This is a genomic window from Paenibacillus mucilaginosus 3016 (genome assembly GCF_000250655.1).
GTDB classification, from domain to species: Bacteria; Bacillota; Bacilli; order Paenibacillales; family NBRC-103111; genus Paenibacillus_G; species Paenibacillus_G mucilaginosus.
In genome coordinates, this window is sequence record NC_016935.1 from 1,909,247 (window position 1) to 1,925,833 (window position 16,587).

The window sequence follows — 16,587 nt, forward strand, 5'->3', positions numbered from 1 at the left end:
TGAGCTTACGGCTCGTTCATTTTTCACTCCTCCCCCTTCAAGGTTGTGTGCTAATATGAGTTCAAGCGAGGTGAGGATGTGAGCATGATCCAAGCGGTTGAAATCATCAAAAAGAGCCCCTTTTCATGGAAACTGCTATTCGGCCTGAAGCTCATTGTTGATTTGGCTTTAGCCGGTGCTTTTTATTTTGAACATTCGATGACGCTGTTGTGGAGATTGGGCTTTGTGGTCATCTCCCTGCTGATCTTCCTGGGGATTAATGCAGTTTATCTCGACAGGAAGAAACGGCAGAATTGGCTGCTTCACGTCCTGCTCATCGACTTCCTGGTGTCCGCTGCTTACGGCTACGTTTATATCAGCGGGGATTTCCCGAATCATCTGTTCATAGGGATTACCGCCCTGGCGATTCTCATGTTAGTCAAGAACACCCGGATGCTGGTTCTTACCTGCATCCTGCTGCTTGCCGTGTATGTTGTGACGATGGGCAGCGTGGACTGGTACTTATATCAACAGCTCCATACCGCCGGCTACTTTATTTCCTGTTCGTTTATTCTATTCGCGGGGATCGTGAGTGCGGTAATCCAGCATTATGGGCGCGCTCACGAGAAGGCGATGCAGCTGCATGCCCAGCTGCTGCAGTCCCATGAGCAGCTGCAGGAATATGCGCTCCAAACGGAAGAGTGGGCGGCAGCCAGGGAAAGAGTGCGCATGGCGCGGGATATTCACGATACGGTAGGTCATAAATTAACGGCACTATTGGTGCAAATGCAGCTGGCCCGCAAGCTGGGCGGGTCGGATGCCTCACGCAGTCAGCAAATCTATCTGGAATGTGAAGATTTAATCCGATCGTCCCTGCAGGAGGTGCGGCTGTCGGTAAGGGCCATCCGGGATGAACCTGCGGGGGCCGGCTCCCTGCATGACAGCCTCCAAAAGCTGGGGGAGGAGTTTACCCGATTTACCGGCGTACAAACCGCTTTCGAGATCAAGGGAGCTCCCGTCGCTCTGCCCCGCAATCTCCAGTTGACGGCTTACCGCATGGTTCAGGAATCGCTTACCAATGCGCAGAAGCACGGTCAGGCCAAGCATGTGCACGTGGCATTGACCTACTCGGAGAGCGGATTTTCGCTGAGCATACGCAATGACGGTGTGGTTCCTCATGAACTGAAGCCGGGTTTCGGTCTCATCAGTTTGCAGGAAAGAGCGAAGGAGTGGAATGGAGAGGTGCGATTCTACCTGGATCGGAACGAAGGATTTGCTGTCGAAGGAGCATTCCCCTATGCTGCACTGGAGAGGGAGCGTGTCCACCGTTGAAAATTCTGATCGTGGATGACCAGCGGCTCATGCGAGAGGGGCTTGCTGCCCTTATTGGCCTCGAACCGGGGATGGAAGTGGTGGGGACGGCAGTGGACGGGAGAGATGCCTATGCCAAAGCGCTGGAATGGCGGCCCGACGTAGTGCTGATGGATATCCGAATGCCGGGAATGGACGGTGTGGAGGGGACCCAGTTGATCCTGAAGCATCTGCCCGAAACCAAAATTCTGATTCTGACCACCTTCGATGATGCGGAGTTAATCCTGCGGGCTTTGGAACAAGGTGTCCATGGCTATTTGTTGAAGGATATGCCATCCGAGGCGATCGTCAGCAGCATTCAAACCGTATATAACGGCGGAACGGTGCTTCAATCCGAGATCACCGCCATGCTGCTGGGTGAGCTCCAAAAAATGTCGGAGTGGAACAGGGGACAGCCGGCTCTCCTCAGTACCAACGAACCTGCCGCTCTCGGGGGGCTGACCGAACGGGAGAAAGAAATCCTCGCTTTATTGGGCCGGGGATTCAATAATAAAGAGATTGCAGGCAGCCTTGTGATCACGGAAGGCACGGTGAAAAACCACGTGTCGAACCTCATCGCCAAGCTTGGTCTGCGGGACAGGACACAGGCTGCACTCTTTTCAGTCCGTCATGGAGCTAACATCCCCTAGGGGCATGACTTTTGGCATAGAGCATGAGATTCCTCATGCTTTAGCGATCAAATGTTCTGCCTTTTTTCTTTGTGATTCATGACTTTTCTCAGCATTGCCCTTCTCTCATACCAGCTACAATGAACAACAGAAACAACATTAACCGAGACGGGGAGATGTAAGATGAGAAACATCAAAATCGCTTACTGGGTCATCACGCTTTGCACGCTCACAGGATTCGCCATCAGTGCCTTCAATGAGATTACCCATTCGCCCAAAACGTTCATGGACACCACCCAGCTGCTGGGCTACCCGCCCTACTTCCTCACTCTTCTGGGAGTGGCCAAAATCATCGGTATCCTTGTTCTGCTCGTTCCCCGATATTACAGGCTGAAGGAATGGGCGTATGCCGGCCTGACGATTGACTGCATTGCGGCCTTTTGGTCCGAATTGGCGGTCGGCAATCCCATGGCAGGTATAAAGGCCGTGGTGGTCTTTGCCTTTGTGATGCTGTCCTATTTCCTGCTGCTGAGAATGGAGAAAGGCTTGAATAAAAGCGCTGAGAGCGGACCGATGGCGGCCGGCACTCACCCCCAAGCCGGCTGAGCAGCGTGCTGGACCGGCACCTTCGAAATAATTCACACTTTGTGGTATTCCAAACTGAATTGCCTGGGGACTTCAAGTAAGATACAGCTTAGAGATCAGCAATCAGAGGAGGATATAAAGTGTTTCCATTTCAAGGGTTTCCATTTCAATCCAAAGCCAAATCGGCAGTGCTGAGCCTGGTGCTGGCAGGGAGCTGTGCCCTGACGGGCACCCTGTCTCTTGGAACGGCAGCCTCGGCGGCAACTACAGCGTCCGGGACGGCGATCCATGTGTTCTTCGGGGGCCAGGAGCTTCAATTCACCGAGACGCAGCCGGTGATCAAGGACGGATCTACCCTGGTTCCGTTCCGGAAGCTGTTCGAGACGCTCGGCTTCGAGGTGAGCTGGGTGGATACGGGAGCAGCCCAGCAGGCGGTCGGAACGAAGGATGGCCTGACCATCAAATTAACGATCAACAGCAGCACGGCGTCGGTTAACGATCAGAATGTCGCGCTTGAAGTGCCGGCGCAGATCGTCGGAGGGAATACGATGGTCCCGCTGCGGTTTGTGGCGGAGAACAGCGGTTACCAGGTTACGTATGCCAAAGAGAATCATGTGGCGACCATTCAGATCGGCGAGGGCACAGGGGGCGCTCCTGCACCAACCACGCAGCCGCCTGTCCCAATCCCAGCTCAGCCGCCGGCGCAATTGTCCGTCGAGCCCTATGTGGTTCAGGGCTATGCGCGTGATGCGTCAGGCCGGCCGCTGGCGGGTGCATCGGTCTGGGCGGATAACACCCTGCTGTACGACAGCAACATCCTGGGCGTAACGGATGAGAACGGCTACTACCGTCTCGAGCTGCCAAGCCTTGCGACGACCTGGAGGATGGGCGGCGACTTCTCCCGGGAGGGGGAAGGCAGAGCCTATAAGTTCGACCTGGTTCCTGAAGTGGATCAGCCGTTTGCAGGCAATACGGGCGCGGTCCGGAATTTTACCTGGAAGAACGATGTGGGCTACCTGTTCTTGTATGCTGATTTCTTCTCCTTCGATGACGACAACCTGCCTATGGTAGAGATGAAAGATATTGAAATGACCTTGACCCCTGTGGGCTCCACGCTGGACGACGGTACCGGCAAGACGATCGTCAAGCGGATCGGACGGATGGAGTACGAAGGTCTTGGGATCGATAAAATTCCGCTGGGCCGCTACAAAGCGACCGCCCGTTGGATGCCGAAGGGACTTGAGCCGATGCCGCTGCTGATCCGGGTTGAAGGAGAAGGGGAATATGCCGAGTCCGTGGAGTTTGATTTCAGCCAAAAAAGAGGCTACCTGGACGATGATTACATGATGGAATTTGAGGTTCAATATCCATAAGCTTTTGACAGCAGGGGTGCCGACCAAGTCTTAAAGACTTGCCGGCACTTATTGTTTTTTGGCGGGAGCCCCTGTTTCCACAGTCTGCGCTGTGCCGAAAAGAAAAAGGCCTTATCGTCATATCTTCGACGATAAGGCCTTTTTGGGGGCTGCGCGCGGCCGCTCCCGGCACAGCGCAAGAGCAGCCATCTTCACTCCCCGGCACGCAGCTTCTCGCGTTCGGGCGCCTGCGGCGGCTGTTCCATCCCCCCCCGCTCGATGAGCAGCTTGGCCCCGTCGTCGGCGAATTTCATCGTTTCCATCAGATTGCGTTCGTAATCTGCTCCGAGATCATGTCTCGGGCTTACGGCGAGGGAATCGCCCCAATTGCGGACCTTCGCCGAGGACAGGTTGGAGACATGGAACAGCATGAGCTTGTCCGAGAAAGGCGGTACCGTGGACTTCGTAATTTGGAACTGGGATGGCAGGGTGGCCGGCAGATCATCCTGTACGAGCAGCTTGGAGAGAATCGTGGTCTGCTTGATATTGATCATCTTGCAGCGCAGGAAATAATCACGTACCTCATTCGTACGGGCCACCTGAATGAAACCGGTGACCAGGGCGGTCTTGATCGAGTTAAACTGGAGATTGGCGAAGACCTGGGAGATCTCCACCCCGCTCAGCGGGCGTTTGTCTCCAAAGAAGCCGGCCAGAAAGCGTTCCCTGTGCACATAGCCCTGTTCGGTCGGCGGAATGACCGGCGGGCGGATATAGAGCCCTTTGTTCAGCATCAGCTCGGTAATCGTATTCGAGAGTTCCAACGCCGCAGCAGACAGCTTGGTGATCCACCGGCGCAGCTCCATCCGGGAGATGTTGGACAGTGTAATCGCGTAATAGATGCCGCCCAGCTTGTACATCATGTCGAGGTACTGCAGATAGAACGTATCCGAAAAGAGCCGCGGCGCTTCCGCCTGCACGTCCTCCGCCCGGAAGCCTTCCGGCAGGGGTACCCCCTCTTCTCCGAATAGGGCGGTTACCCGGTCGATAATATGGCGGCTCAGCTTGTAGCTCTCGGTCAGGAGGGAGCGGATCTCCGGATCCTCCACGTTCGCCAGGAAGTGTGACAGCATGCAGCGCGACATCGTATTGGCCATATAGAAATTCCACAGGTTACCCATCTCGGCTGCGGTTAACGGTGCATGGTGCATCAAGGTCTTGTCCCCCAAATCTTTATGAGCATTCGAGACTTATAGGGTTACTATGCCATAGGAGGAAACAATACATACCTTTCCCGGGGAAGTCACCAAGGCGGCCGACGGCCGGCACAGGAGCGAAGGCACTTCCATGGAAAAACAGAATGCACCGTGCGGACCCCATCCTATGCAGGGAGTGTCGGCCGGCAATGGCGGCTTCTTTGTTGTGGAGGCATCGAAGCACGGCGGGGCAGAGCATTGCACTGGCGCTCCGGCTCGCCTATGATACTAAGTAACACAGTTGGCGACACAGTCCGGAGAGGCCAGGTGACAGCATGGATTATACCTACGAAATCATTCCGACGAGCAGCAGGCTGCCGCTCCATATCTTTTTTCACAATGTCCGTTATGTTCCGAATCATTGGCATGACAGCCTCGAGCTGCTCTTCGTGCTGAAGGGCAGCGCGATGATTACGGTGCAGAACAAGCCGTACAGCCTGTCGGAAGAAGACCTCATTCTCATCAACAGCAACGACATTCACAGCATCCAGGCGGATCAGGACAACCTGCTGCTTGCACTGCAGATTCCCGACACGTTCCTGAAGGAGCAGGGCGTGGATACGGAGCATACGGTCTTCAGCTGCCATTCATTCGGCTATGGTCCGGGGGAGCAGGAGGCCTTCGATGGCATTCGCCGGCTGCTCTCCTCCATCATGTGGGTGCACACGAAGGCGGGCTACGGGTACGAAGTCAAGCTCCGCTCGCTGCTGCTCGAGCTGATCTATCTGCTGCTCCGCAGGTTCAGAGGGGCCGAGAAGGGCAGAGAGAATCCGATCAACAAGCGGATGATGGAGCGGCTGCTCAAGCTGAACGAATACATCCAGAGCCACTATCAGGAGCCCTTGACCTTGAATGAGCTGGCGGAGCGGGAAGGCTTCTCGGTGACGTACTTGTCCAGCTTTTTTCAGAAAAGCATGGGGGTGTCGTTCCGCGCCTACATCACGCAGATCCGGCTGGAGCATGCGGTGACGGAGCTGCTGTCATCGGAGGAGCCGATCATCGAGATCGCCCTGCGGCACGGCTTTCCGAGCCTGAAGTCGTTCCATAAGGCGTTCAAGGACGCCTATGATACGACCCCGGCCGAGTATCGGCGGAGCCAGAAGCCGGCCGGCGCTCCGGAGAAGGACCCGGCGGGCAACGGGACCGGCTATCTGGCGTATGACCGGGACAACGCGTTCGTCAGCCTGTTCAAGTACCTGCCCTTGGAAGCCCCGAAGGAGGGAGGCGCGGGCGCCGCGGCGGAAAGAAACGTCGTGCACAAGGAAGTCGGCCTCCGCCTTCCGTCCGCCGGGAAGGGACAGCTGCTGAAGCATACGTGGCGGAACCTGTGTACGGTGGGCAAGGCAAAGGAGATTCTGTACGCGGGCGTGCAGGAGCACCTGAAGATGCTCCAGGAGGCCGTAGGTTTCCGGTATATCCGGTTCCACGGCATCTTCGACGACGAGATGATGGTGTACCGCCAGGGAGAGGACGGCCGTCCCGTCTTCAGCTTCACCTATGTGGATCAGCTCATCGATTTCCTCCTCGGAATCGGGCTGCGGCCGTTCTTCGAGCTTGGGTTCATGCCGGGCGGCCTCGCGGACCGGTCCCAGACGGTGTTCCACAAGCCGAGCTACATCAGCCTTCCGCAGCATCCGGAGCATTGGAAGGCTCTGCTGGAGGCGTTCGCCCGGCATCTGCTGCGGCGTTACGGGGCTGCAGAAGTAAGGACCTGGTACTTCGAATTCTGGAACGAACCGGACATGCATGTCTTCTGGAAGGAATCGCGGGAGCTTTATTTGGCTTTCTACGAAGAGAGCTTCCGGGCGCTGAAGGAAGTGAGCCCGGAGCTTCGCCTCGGGGGCCCCGGGGTCATCTCCGATCCGGAAGGAAAGGCCGAATGGCTGCGGAGCTACTGGGCTTACTGCGCAGAGCGGGACTGCCGGCCGGACTTCATCACCTTCCATGTCTATCCCGTGATGCCGGTGGAAGGGACCTGGGGGGAGGGGAAGCCCCCGGAGGACATCGAGTATGCCGGGGCGAGCTACCTGGCGGACACGCTGAGAGGCACCAAGAAGGCGCTGGCCGGGATGGGAGCGGGAGATCTCGAACTGCATGTGACCGAGTGGAATTCGACCTCACACCACCGGGAGCTGACGAACGATACGAGCTTCAAGGCGGCATATCTGGCCAAAAGCATCTCCGAGAGCCTCGACGAAGTGGACAGCCTGGGCTACTGGACGGCGACGGACCTGCTGGAGGAGCTGCCGCTGCCCGTCTCCACCTTCCACGGGGGGCTCGGGCTCATTACGAACAACGGGATCCGCAAGCCGGGCTTCCATGTGTACGGGCTGCTGGCCGGCCTGGGAGAGCGACTGGTGGAACGGGGGGAGGGCTACTGTCTGACGTCGTCTGCGGATGGAGCGTACCAGCTCCTCGTGTATAACTACTGCCACTTTGACCGGCTGTATATGCGCAACGACACTTCGGCGATCGACAGCCATAACCGGTACGGCGTCTTCGCCGATACGGGAAGGCTCGAGCTTACGGTGAAGCTGGAAGGGCTGCCTGCAGGGAAGGTGGAGATCCGCAGCCGCAGCGTCAGCCGCGAGCAGGGCAGTGCGTATGACTTGTGGCTGGACATGGGGGCCCCCGAGGAGCTGACTCCGGCGGATATCCGCTACCTGGACTCAGGCAGCCTGCCGCGGCAGCAGGTCAAGGTGGTTGAGGCGTCGGACGGCTTGACGGTCAAATGCAGCCTGAGTCCCCACGAAGTGCAGCTGCTGTGCATCCGGCCGGTTTGGACAGGAAGATAGACGGCAGGCTGAAGCCCTGGCTCCGGAAGCTGCGCAGGATGGATGAGCAGTTAACAGGCAAGCGGGTTGGTCAACTGTAAAAGCGGCAACGGATCATGGAAGGGACCCCTTTCATGATCCGTTTTTTGCGTTCGGGGAAGGGGGCGGGAAGAACGGCGTGAGAAGAAAGCATAAAAAACGGAATCGTTTTCAATAAACAACGGAAGGAAAGGGGAGCCGGGCGGAGGCTATAATCGGAGATATAGAAAGCGCTATCTTTAGTATAAGCAAAGGGACAACAAGGAAACGAACAAACCTATGGAGGGGTTCTTATGCAGCGTGATATACAGGAATTGATCTCGCAGATGACACTCGAAGAGAAGGCGGGAATGTGCTCGGGCCTCGACTTCTGGCACCTGAAGGGCGTGGAGCGCCTCGGCATTCCGTCGGTGATGGTGACCGACGGGCCGCACGGACTCCGGAAGCAGAAGGCTTCCGCCGATCACCTCGGCCTGTTCGACAGCGTGCCGGCCACCTGCTTCCCGTCGGCGGCCGGACTGGCCTGCTCGTGGGACCGGGAGCTGATCCGCCGGGTGGGCGTCGCCCTTGGCGAGGAGTGCCAGGCTGAGAACGTCGCTGTTCTGCTGGGGCCAGGGGCGAATATTAAGCGCTCGCCGCTGTGCGGACGCAATTTCGAATATTTCTCGGAGGATCCGTATCTGTCCTCCGAGATGGCGGCCAGCCACATTGCGGGCGTGCAGAGCCAGGGTGTCGGGACGTCGCTGAAGCACTTTGCCGTGAATAACCAGGAGCACCGGCGCATGTCGGTGGATGCCGTGGTCGACGAGCGGACGCTGCGCGAGATCTACCTCGCCTCCTTCGAAGGGGCGGTGAAGCAGTCGCAGCCGTGGACCGTGATGAGCTCGTACAACCGGGTGAACGGCACGTATGCCTCCGAGAACGAGTTTCTGCTGACGGATATTCTCAAGAACGAGTGGGGCCATGAAGGCTTCGTCGTGTCCGACTGGGGGGCGGTCGATGAGCGGGCGGATGCGCTGGCAGCGGGCCTGGAGCTGGAGATGCCGGCGTCGGGCGGTGTCGGGGAGCGCAAGGTGGTTGAGGCCGTGCAGAGCGGCCGGCTGTCCATGGAAGCGCTGGACCGGGCCGTGGAGCGGCTGCTGACCATCATTTTCCGGGCTGTGGATCACCGGAAGCCCGGTGCGGCCTACGATCCGGCGGAGCATCACCGTCTCGCCAGAGAGGTGGCGCGGGAGAGCATGGTGCTCCTCAAGAACGAGCGCAGCCTGCTGCCGCTGAGCCGGGGCAGCCATCTCGCCGTGATCGGGGCGTTCGCCGACAAGCCGCGATACCAGGGCGGAGGCAGCTCGCATATCGTCCCGACGCAGCTCGACCAGCCGGTGGAAGAGATCCGGAAGCTGGCGGACGCTTCGGGCGTGGTGACGTATGCGCAGGGCTACCGGCTCGAGAGCGATACGGCGGATGAAGCGCTGACGGAGGAGGCGAAGCGGGCGGCGGCTGCGGCCGACACGGCCGTGATCTTCGCCGGGCTGCCCGACCGCTACGAGTCGGAAGGCTACGACCGGACGCACCTGAGCCTGCCGGCCAACCAGATCCGGCTCATCGAAGAGGTGGCCGCCGTGCAGCCGAAGGTCGTGGTCGTCCTGCTGAACGGCTCGCCGGTGGAGATGCCCTGGATCGGCAGCGCCCAAGCCGTGCTGGAAGGCTACCTCGGCGGGCAGGCGGTCGGCGGCGCGGTGGCGGATCTTCTCTACGGTGAAGCGAATCCGTGCGGCAAGCTTGCCGAGACGTTCCCGGAGCAGCTGAGCGACAACCCATCGTATCTGTTCTTCCCAGGCGAAGGCGACCGGGTGGAGTACCGGGAGGGGATCTTCGTCGGCTACCGGTACTACGACACGAAGAACGTGAAGCCGCTGTTCCCGTTCGGCTACGGACTCAGCTATACGACGTTCGAGTACACGAGTCTGACCCTCGACAAGAAGCAAATTCAGGATACCGAGTCGGTTACCGTCCGGGTGACGGTGAAGAACACCGGCGCGGCAGCCGGCAAGGAGATTGTGCAGCTGTATGTGAAGGATGCGGAGAGCACCGTCATCCGGCCGGCCAAGGAGCTGAAGGGCTTTGCCAAGGTGTTCCTGCAGCCGGGAGAAGAGCGGACGGTCTCGTTCGTGCTCGACAAGCGTGCTTTTGCCTACTACAACGTGGACCTGAAGGACTGGCATGTGGAGACCGGCGAGTTCCACATCCTGGCGGGATCTTCTTCGCAGCACATCGTCCTGCAGGATTCCGTGGTTGTAGAGTCGACGGCCGCGCTCAGAAAGACCTATACCCGCAATACGACGCTCGGCGATCTGCTTCAGGATGCGGCCGCGCGGGAGAAGGCGCAGGGACTGCTGCAGGCGTTCCAGGAAGCAAGCGGCTTCGCGGCCGGACCGGAGGATGACCATGCGGACATGATGGCGGCGATGATGAAGTATATGCCGCTTCGTGCGCTTGTCGGCTTCAGTCAAGGGGCCTTGACGGAACAGACGCTCGAGGATTTGCTGAAGGAACTGAACCACAACTAGAGACGACAGGAGAGATTTGCTATGGATGCCGCAAAACTGGGATTTAAGGAAAAGCTCGGCTATGGACTCGGAGATTTGGCAAGCGGCTTCATCTGGACGGCGGCCTCGGCGTTCCTGACTTTCTTCTACACCGATGTCGTCGGCCTGTCGGCCGCGGCGGTAGGTACGCTGCTGCTCGTAGCCCGCGTCTTCGACGGGTTCGTCGATATCGGCGTGGGGGCGCTGATCGACCGGACGAAGAGCCGGCACGGCAAGGCGCGTCCCTGGCTGCTCTGGCTGGCGGTTCCGTTCGGCATTGCGGGCGTGCTGATGTTCACGGCCCCGGACCTCGGTCCGACCGGCGCCCTTGTCTATGCGTATATCACTTACCTGATCATGAATGTGATCTACTCGGGCATCAACGTGCCTTACGGCGTGCTGAACTCCCTGATCACCCAGGATGCTTACCAGCGTTCGGTCCTGAACATTTTCCGGATGGTGATGGCTCTGGTGGGGGCGGTTCTCGTAACTTCCCTGACGATGCCGTTAGTCGCCGCCCTGGGCGGCGGCAAGACCGGCTGGATGTCCACCTTCCTGATCTTCGGGGCGCTGTCCATCCTTCTGTTCCTGATCACCTTCAAGACGACGACGGAACGGGTCAAGCCCTCGGTAACCCAGAAGGACATTCCGCTGAAGCGGGGCGTGAAGGCTCTGTTCCGCAACAAATACTGGGCCCTGATGGTCGGCTTCGGCATCGTGTTCTTCACTTTGAATGCGGCCGGCAGCGCGGTGAACGTGTACTATGCGCAGTATGTGCTCAAGGACGCTTCGCTCGTCGGCATCCTGAATATCGCTGGGCTTGTCCCTATCCTGATCGGCCTGTTCCTGGTGGCCCCTATCATCAAAAAGTACGGCAAGCGCAACGCAGCCTTCGGCGGGATCATCGTGATGATCCTCGGCTCCCTGGTGATGCTGATCGACCCGGCCTCGCTGCCGGTGATTCTGACGGCTACGGTCATCAAGGCGATCGGTACGGTGCCGATCATGGGCACGTTCTTCGCCATGCTGGCAGATACGGTGGAGTACGGGGAGTGGAAAACGGGCATGCGGACCGAAGGTCTCGTGTACAGTGCGGGCAGCTTCGGGACGAAGGCGGGCAGCGGCATCGGCGCGGCGCTCACCGGCTGGATTCTGGCGTGGGGCGGCTATGTCGGCGGCCAGGAGGTGCAGAGTGACACGACCATCGCGGCGCTGCAGTTCCTGTTCATTTACCTGCCGGTGATCCTCTGTGCGGTAGGGCTTGTCATCCTCTGGTTCTACAAGCTCGATCAGAAGTATCAGCAGATCATTGACGATTTGAATGCGATCAAGACGATGTCCTGACGGGAGGAGAGGCCGCTGTGAGAAAAGAGTCGTTAACGGTTCGGCGCCAGGGCTTTCATGTGATCCTGGCCAAGCAGTTCACGGAGCTTGCCGCTTCCTTCGCCTCGGAGGAGATCCGGGTTGTCTGGCCGGCGAGGAACATCATCTCGGACGCGAAAAGCATCCTTGGCGTCATGGCCCTGGATGTCTCGGCCGGTGATGTGCTGGAGCTGACGACGGAAGGGCCGGAGGAGGACCGGGCTGTGGAAGCGCTGGCTGCCTTGTGGAGTGAGCACGGGTAAAGCCGGATGGTCTGAACATAGGAATGTAGTTGGGGCAGAGGGCCGGTCGAAGGGGGACAGGGCCTTCTGTTCTTATCATCATAAGGGGAGGAACGACTATGGACAAGAAGCAGGATGCTGGGGAGGAGCAAGGGAACCTGGCGGAGGGGGATGCCAGCCGGGCGCAGCAGGCCGTGCATGTGCAGTATGTGCGTAATGAAGGAGGGCCGACGCTCGGATTCTCGGTTACGTCTGGCGTAGGTATTCTTCAGCAGGACGGCCTGTTCTTCAAGGATCTGAACCGGAGCGGCTCGCTGGAGCCTTACGAGGACTGGCGGCTGTCCGCCGAGGAGCGGGCCCGGGATCTCGCCTCCCGGTTGTCGGTCGAGAGAATCGCCGGACTGATGCTGTACAGCAGGCACCAGTCGATTCCAGCTGCCAGCGGGGGATGGTTCGCGAGCACCTACCGCGGCAGACCGTATGAAGAGAGCGGCGCGAAGCCGTGGGAGCTGACCGACGAGCAGATCGCCTTCCTCGCGAAGGATCATCTTCGGCATATCCTTGTGACTACGGTGGAGAGCCCGGAGGCTGCCGCGCGCTGGAACAACCAGGTGCAGGCGTTCGCCGAAGGCACGGGATTGGGCATACCGGCGAACAACAGCTCGGATCCCCGCCACGGGTCCGACGCCAGCTCGGAGTTCAATGCCGGCTCCGGCGGGAGGATCTCGATGTGGCCGGAGACGCTCGGGCTGGCCGCAGCCTTCGATCCGCTGCTCGTCGAGCGCTTCGGCGAGATTGCGGCGATGGAATACCGGGCGCTGGGTCTGACGACTGCGCTCTCCCCGCAGATCGACATCGCGACGGACCCGCGCTGGTTCCGCTTCAACGGCACGTTCGGCGAGGATTCGGTCTTGTCCGCCGATCTGGCCCGCGCCTATGTCGACGGCTTCCAGACGTCTCACGGGGAGCGGGAGCTTGCCGGCGGCTGGGGCTTCGACAGCGTCAACGCCATGGTAAAGCATTGGCCGGGCGGCGGCTCGGGGGAAGGCGGCCGGGACGCGCACTACGGCTGCGGCAAGTATGCCGTGTACCCGGGAGACAACTTCGACGAGCATCTGACTCCTTTTACGGAGGGGGCGTTCAAGCTGTCGGGGAAGACGGGCAGGGCTTCGGCCGTGATGCCGTATTACACGGTCTCGGTGGACCAGGACCCGGTGTACGGGGAGAATGTCGGCAACTCGTACAGCTCGTACCTGATCCGCGATCTGCTCCGGGAGAAGTACGGCTATGACGGCGTCGTCTGCACCGATTGGCTCATCACGGCGGATGAGACGGCGAGCCGGGATTCCTTCCTCAGCGGCAAGCCTTGGGGCGTGGAAGGGCTGTCGGTGGCGGAGCGCCACTACAAGCTTCTGATGGCCGGTGTCGACCAGTTCGGCGGCAACAACGAGATGGAGCCGGTGCTGGAGGCTTACCGGATCGGTGTACAGGAGCATGGCGAAGCGTATATGCGCGCCCGCTTCGAGCAGTCGGCGGTACGCCTGCTCCGGAACATGTTCCGGCTCGGCCTCTTCGAGAATCCGTACCTGGAGCCGGAAGAAAGCTCCCGCACGGTAGGGAACCCGGCCTTCATGCAGGAAGGCTACGAGGCTCAGCTGAAGTCCATGGTGCTGCTGAAGAACAAGGGCGGGCAGCTTCCGCTGCAGCGCGGGAAGACGGTGTACATTCCGAAGCGGTTCACGCCGGCCGGGAAGGACTGGTTCGGCAATCCGACGCCGGAACGCTGCGAATACCCGGTGAACCTGGACATCGTCTCGCGGTACTTCACGGTGACGGAGAACCCGGATGAGGCGGACTTCGGGCTCGTCTTCATGAGCAGCCCGAAGTCCGGCAGCGGCTACAGCCAGGAGGACGCGGACGCGGGCGGGAACGGCTATGTGCCGCTGAGTCTCCAGTACCGGCCGTATACCGCGGTGCATGCCCGGAAGACGAGCCTCGCGGGAGACGCCCGTCCGGAGGATGCACTCGACCGCTCCTACCGGGACAAGAGCGTCACGACGCATAACGAAGCCGACCTGGATGCGGTGCTGGAGACCCGGCGCCGGATGGGAGGCAAGCCGGTGGTCGTCTCGCTGCTGCTCGCGAACCCGGCGGTGCTCGGGGAGTTCGAAGGGGAGGTCGACGCGATCCTCGCGAACTTCGGCGTGCAGGACCAGGCGGTGATGGAGATGCTTACCGGAGGGGCCGAGCCGTCCGGTCTGCTGCCGATGCAGATGCCGGCGAACATGCAGACGGTTGAAGAGCAGTTCGAAGACATGGCCCACGATATGGAGTGCCATGTGGACACCGAGGGGCACACGTACGACTTCGCGTACGGGATGAACTGGAGCGGCGTCATCGAGGACGAACGGACGAGGAAGTACCGCCGGAGCAGGTAAGCCCGGTCCGCGAGCCGGCTGGGGCTGCAGGGATGCTGGGGAGGCCGAGCGGTCGCAGCGTGTGAAGCCGAGAGAATCGGCGCGGCGGCGAGGCCAGGTATGCTTGCGGGCTGAGGGGCACGACGTGGCGTGCGGCCGGCTGGGATGCAGGCTGTCGTAGCACGGAGTGGCGTTACGGCCGGCCGGGGTTGGCTGTCAGGCTGATATGCTGGCGGGACTTGAAGCCGCAGGCCCAACCGCAAGCTTATCGCCAAATAGCGGAACTATAGTATGTTATTTGGTTATTTCCCGTCATTTCCCGGAAAATAGCGGAACTCTAATGTCTTATTACCCCGGAAAGCCATGCGGTTGTCCGTGTTTCGGGGAAATAGAGCATCTGAGTTCCGCTATTTCGAAAATGGGTGCCGTAGCAGGCCCGATAAAGCACTGGAGTTCCGTTATTTTTGCAGCGTGGTCCCGAGCTGCGTATTATCGGCATCCGGTGCAGGGCGGGTTCTTTTGTGGCAGCACCGCCAAGGGACGCCGGGATGGGATGGGATGGGAGCTATATTCTAGGTATCGTCTACCTGTCCCGAGAGCTTGTTTTGGTAAGGCAGCCGTCAGGAGGTTCTATCCTTGCGGTTTTTCTCGCTGCTGCGGCACTAGCCAAGTCAATGCTTGGCTGTTCGCCTTCCCAGGTCAGCCGGTGCGTGTAGGAGAACGGCTTATAGAAGGGGGGCAGGTCTGCGTCGAGTGACACTCACACGCTTGGATGCTGCAGATGAGTTTCTGCAACCCGCGTGGTAAAATATGGAGAAGCTGCGGTTGGTATACCGATGGAACTTTGGTGAGCGCAAAAAGGCTCGAGTAATGCTAGAAGTGTTGAGAGAGCAAGAGCGTTCGAGTTGGCGAGCACAAGAGGGTACGAGTAACGATGGAAGATTGGCGAGCACAAGAGGGTACGAGTAACGATGGAAGATTGGCGAGTACGAAGGGGTACGAGTAATGATGGAACTTGGTGTAAGAGGGTTTGTGAACTGGTTTGAAGTGTTGACAGCCCAAGTGGTTTCGTATCATGCTGCAACCTAGAGAGCCGGCGGCGCTTGTAAGGTCTGATGCCCTGGTTGGTGAGTTTGACAGCAGGATGCGATCGTGGAAGGTCGGGGGAGAGATTAGAGCGGGTGTTGGTTGTAAGATAACAGAGTCAATCCTCAGAGACGCAACCGTTCGAGCCGCAAAGAAGAATGCATCATGAATCCCGCAGGTGAGAAAGGTGGTCATAGGATGGGTGTCGGAGTGATATTGGCGTTAATGGCCGGTGCCGGAGGGCTGTTCCTCCGGAGGCCGCATCACGGAAAAGGACTGCGGTGGGTAGGGATCGCGCTTCTGATTATGACACTTCTGTTCATCGGCTTTGCCGTAATGATCGGGATCCAGGGAGAGCACATCGAGGGGCATTAAAGGCGGGCGGCGGTGAAACAAGCTGTTTGATCCGGGAATGCCCGGAAACGGCCTCTCTCCAACGCCTGGCTTCCGGCGGGCCTCCCCCATGCGAACGGGTATCGCCTTTTCCTTCAAGACCTGCTCTTGAGATGGCCTGCCAGACAGAGCAGCGCCAGCACGGCCAGCACGTGAGAAACCGTACGGGCATTATGCAGGCTGAGGCCGAACCAGGTGGTTTCGTGCCCGACATACAGCAGGATCAGGTTGATCTCTTCACGGAGCAGCAGGCAGAGAACGAGCAGAACGAGCAGAACGAGCAGAACGAGCAGGGTTTTCTTCAAGATCATCCCCCCTGTGGATAACGTATTCCTGGGTCATTCCATTATAGCGCAGCCGCGCCATCAGCCGTCCTGCAGAGGACGGTTTTTCTTTTGCTATCGATGACAAGCTGTAAACCCTTGTGCGGCGCGGGTTTCCCCGTTCTGCAAGAACTTCTTAATGCCGGAAATCGGTCTCTCTCCTAGATGGTGGGATCGGTCAAGGAATAGGTTTAGAGGACTGCTTGCCCGTAGGGAGG

At 59.3% G+C, this 16,587-nt stretch carries 12 protein-coding genes; 10 read left to right on the plus strand and 2 right to left on the minus strand.

Annotation, left to right across the window (positions count from 1 at the left end):
- Positions 1-84 precede the first annotated feature (84 nt).
- From PM3016_RS08635 to PM3016_RS08650, 4 genes are all read left to right on the plus strand, one after another.
- On the plus strand, positions 85-1,311 hold the full coding sequence (locus tag PM3016_RS08635; protein ID WP_014369150.1) for a sensor histidine kinase: 1,227 nt from the start codon (positions 85-87) through the stop codon (positions 1,309-1,311).
- Entirely contained in the window at positions 1,308-1,979 is a 672-nt protein-coding gene (locus tag PM3016_RS08640; protein WP_014369151.1) for a response regulator, read from the plus strand. Before PM3016_RS08635 ends, PM3016_RS08640 begins: the two co-directional genes overlap by 4 nt.
- A 162-nt stretch (positions 1,980-2,141) precedes the next feature.
- Positions 2,142-2,564 (plus strand): DoxX family protein, encoded by a 423-nt coding sequence (locus PM3016_RS08645; RefSeq protein WP_014369152.1) that lies wholly within the window; start codon positions 2,142-2,144, stop codon positions 2,562-2,564.
- A gap of 119 nt (positions 2,565-2,683) precedes the next feature.
- The gene (locus PM3016_RS08650) at positions 2,684-3,916 is read left to right on the plus strand and encodes a stalk domain-containing protein (RefSeq protein ID WP_014369153.1); all 1,233 of its coding nucleotides are present in this window, start codon (positions 2,684-2,686) and stop codon (positions 3,914-3,916) included.
- 191 nt (positions 3,917-4,107) lie between these two features.
- On the opposite strand, the gene PM3016_RS08655 is transcribed toward PM3016_RS08650, so the two are convergent.
- Positions 4,108-5,103 (minus strand): DUF3231 family protein, encoded by a 996-nt coding sequence (locus tag PM3016_RS08655; RefSeq protein WP_014369154.1) that lies wholly within the window; start codon positions 5,101-5,103, stop codon positions 4,108-4,110.
- 320 nt (positions 5,104-5,423) lie between these two features.
- Here PM3016_RS08655 and PM3016_RS08660 point away from each other — a divergent pair, with 320 nt between their 5' ends.
- The 6 genes from PM3016_RS08660 (at position 5,424) to PM3016_RS38505 (ending at position 16,028) form a co-directional block, all read left to right on the plus strand.
- The gene (locus PM3016_RS08660; protein WP_014369155.1) at positions 5,424-7,943 is read left to right on the plus strand and encodes a GH39 family glycosyl hydrolase; all 2,520 of its coding nucleotides are present in this window, start codon (positions 5,424-5,426) and stop codon (positions 7,941-7,943) included.
- A gap of 311 nt (positions 7,944-8,254) precedes the next feature.
- Positions 8,255-10,528 carry a beta-glucosidase family protein gene (locus PM3016_RS08665; protein WP_014369156.1) on the plus strand — a complete coding sequence of 758 codons (2,274 nt, stop codon included), beginning with the start codon at positions 8,255-8,257 and terminating at the stop codon, positions 10,526-10,528.
- Positions 10,529-10,549: 21 nt separating this feature from the next.
- Positions 10,550-11,890 (plus strand): glycoside-pentoside-hexuronide (GPH):cation symporter, encoded by a 1,341-nt coding sequence (locus tag PM3016_RS08670; protein WP_014369157.1) that lies wholly within the window; start codon positions 10,550-10,552, stop codon positions 11,888-11,890.
- 17 nt (positions 11,891-11,907) lie between these two features.
- Positions 11,908-12,171 (plus strand): HPr family phosphocarrier protein, encoded by a 264-nt coding sequence (locus tag PM3016_RS08675; RefSeq protein WP_014369158.1) that lies wholly within the window; start codon positions 11,908-11,910, stop codon positions 12,169-12,171.
- 98 nt (positions 12,172-12,269) lie between these two features.
- On the plus strand, positions 12,270-14,588 hold the full coding sequence (locus PM3016_RS08680) for a glycoside hydrolase family 3 protein (protein ID WP_014369159.1): 2,319 nt from the start codon (positions 12,270-12,272) through the stop codon (positions 14,586-14,588).
- 1,263 nt (positions 14,589-15,851) lie between these two features.
- Positions 15,852-16,028, plus strand: a complete 177-nt coding sequence (locus PM3016_RS38505) for a hypothetical protein (RefSeq protein WP_014369160.1) — start codon at positions 15,852-15,854, stop codon at positions 16,026-16,028.
- A gap of 113 nt (positions 16,029-16,141) precedes the next feature.
- Here PM3016_RS38505 and PM3016_RS08685 read toward each other — a convergent pair whose 3' ends face one another.
- On the minus strand, positions 16,142-16,357 hold the full coding sequence (locus PM3016_RS08685; RefSeq protein ID WP_041619070.1) for a hypothetical protein: 216 nt from the start codon (positions 16,355-16,357) through the stop codon (positions 16,142-16,144).
- Positions 16,358-16,587 lie beyond the last annotated feature (230 nt).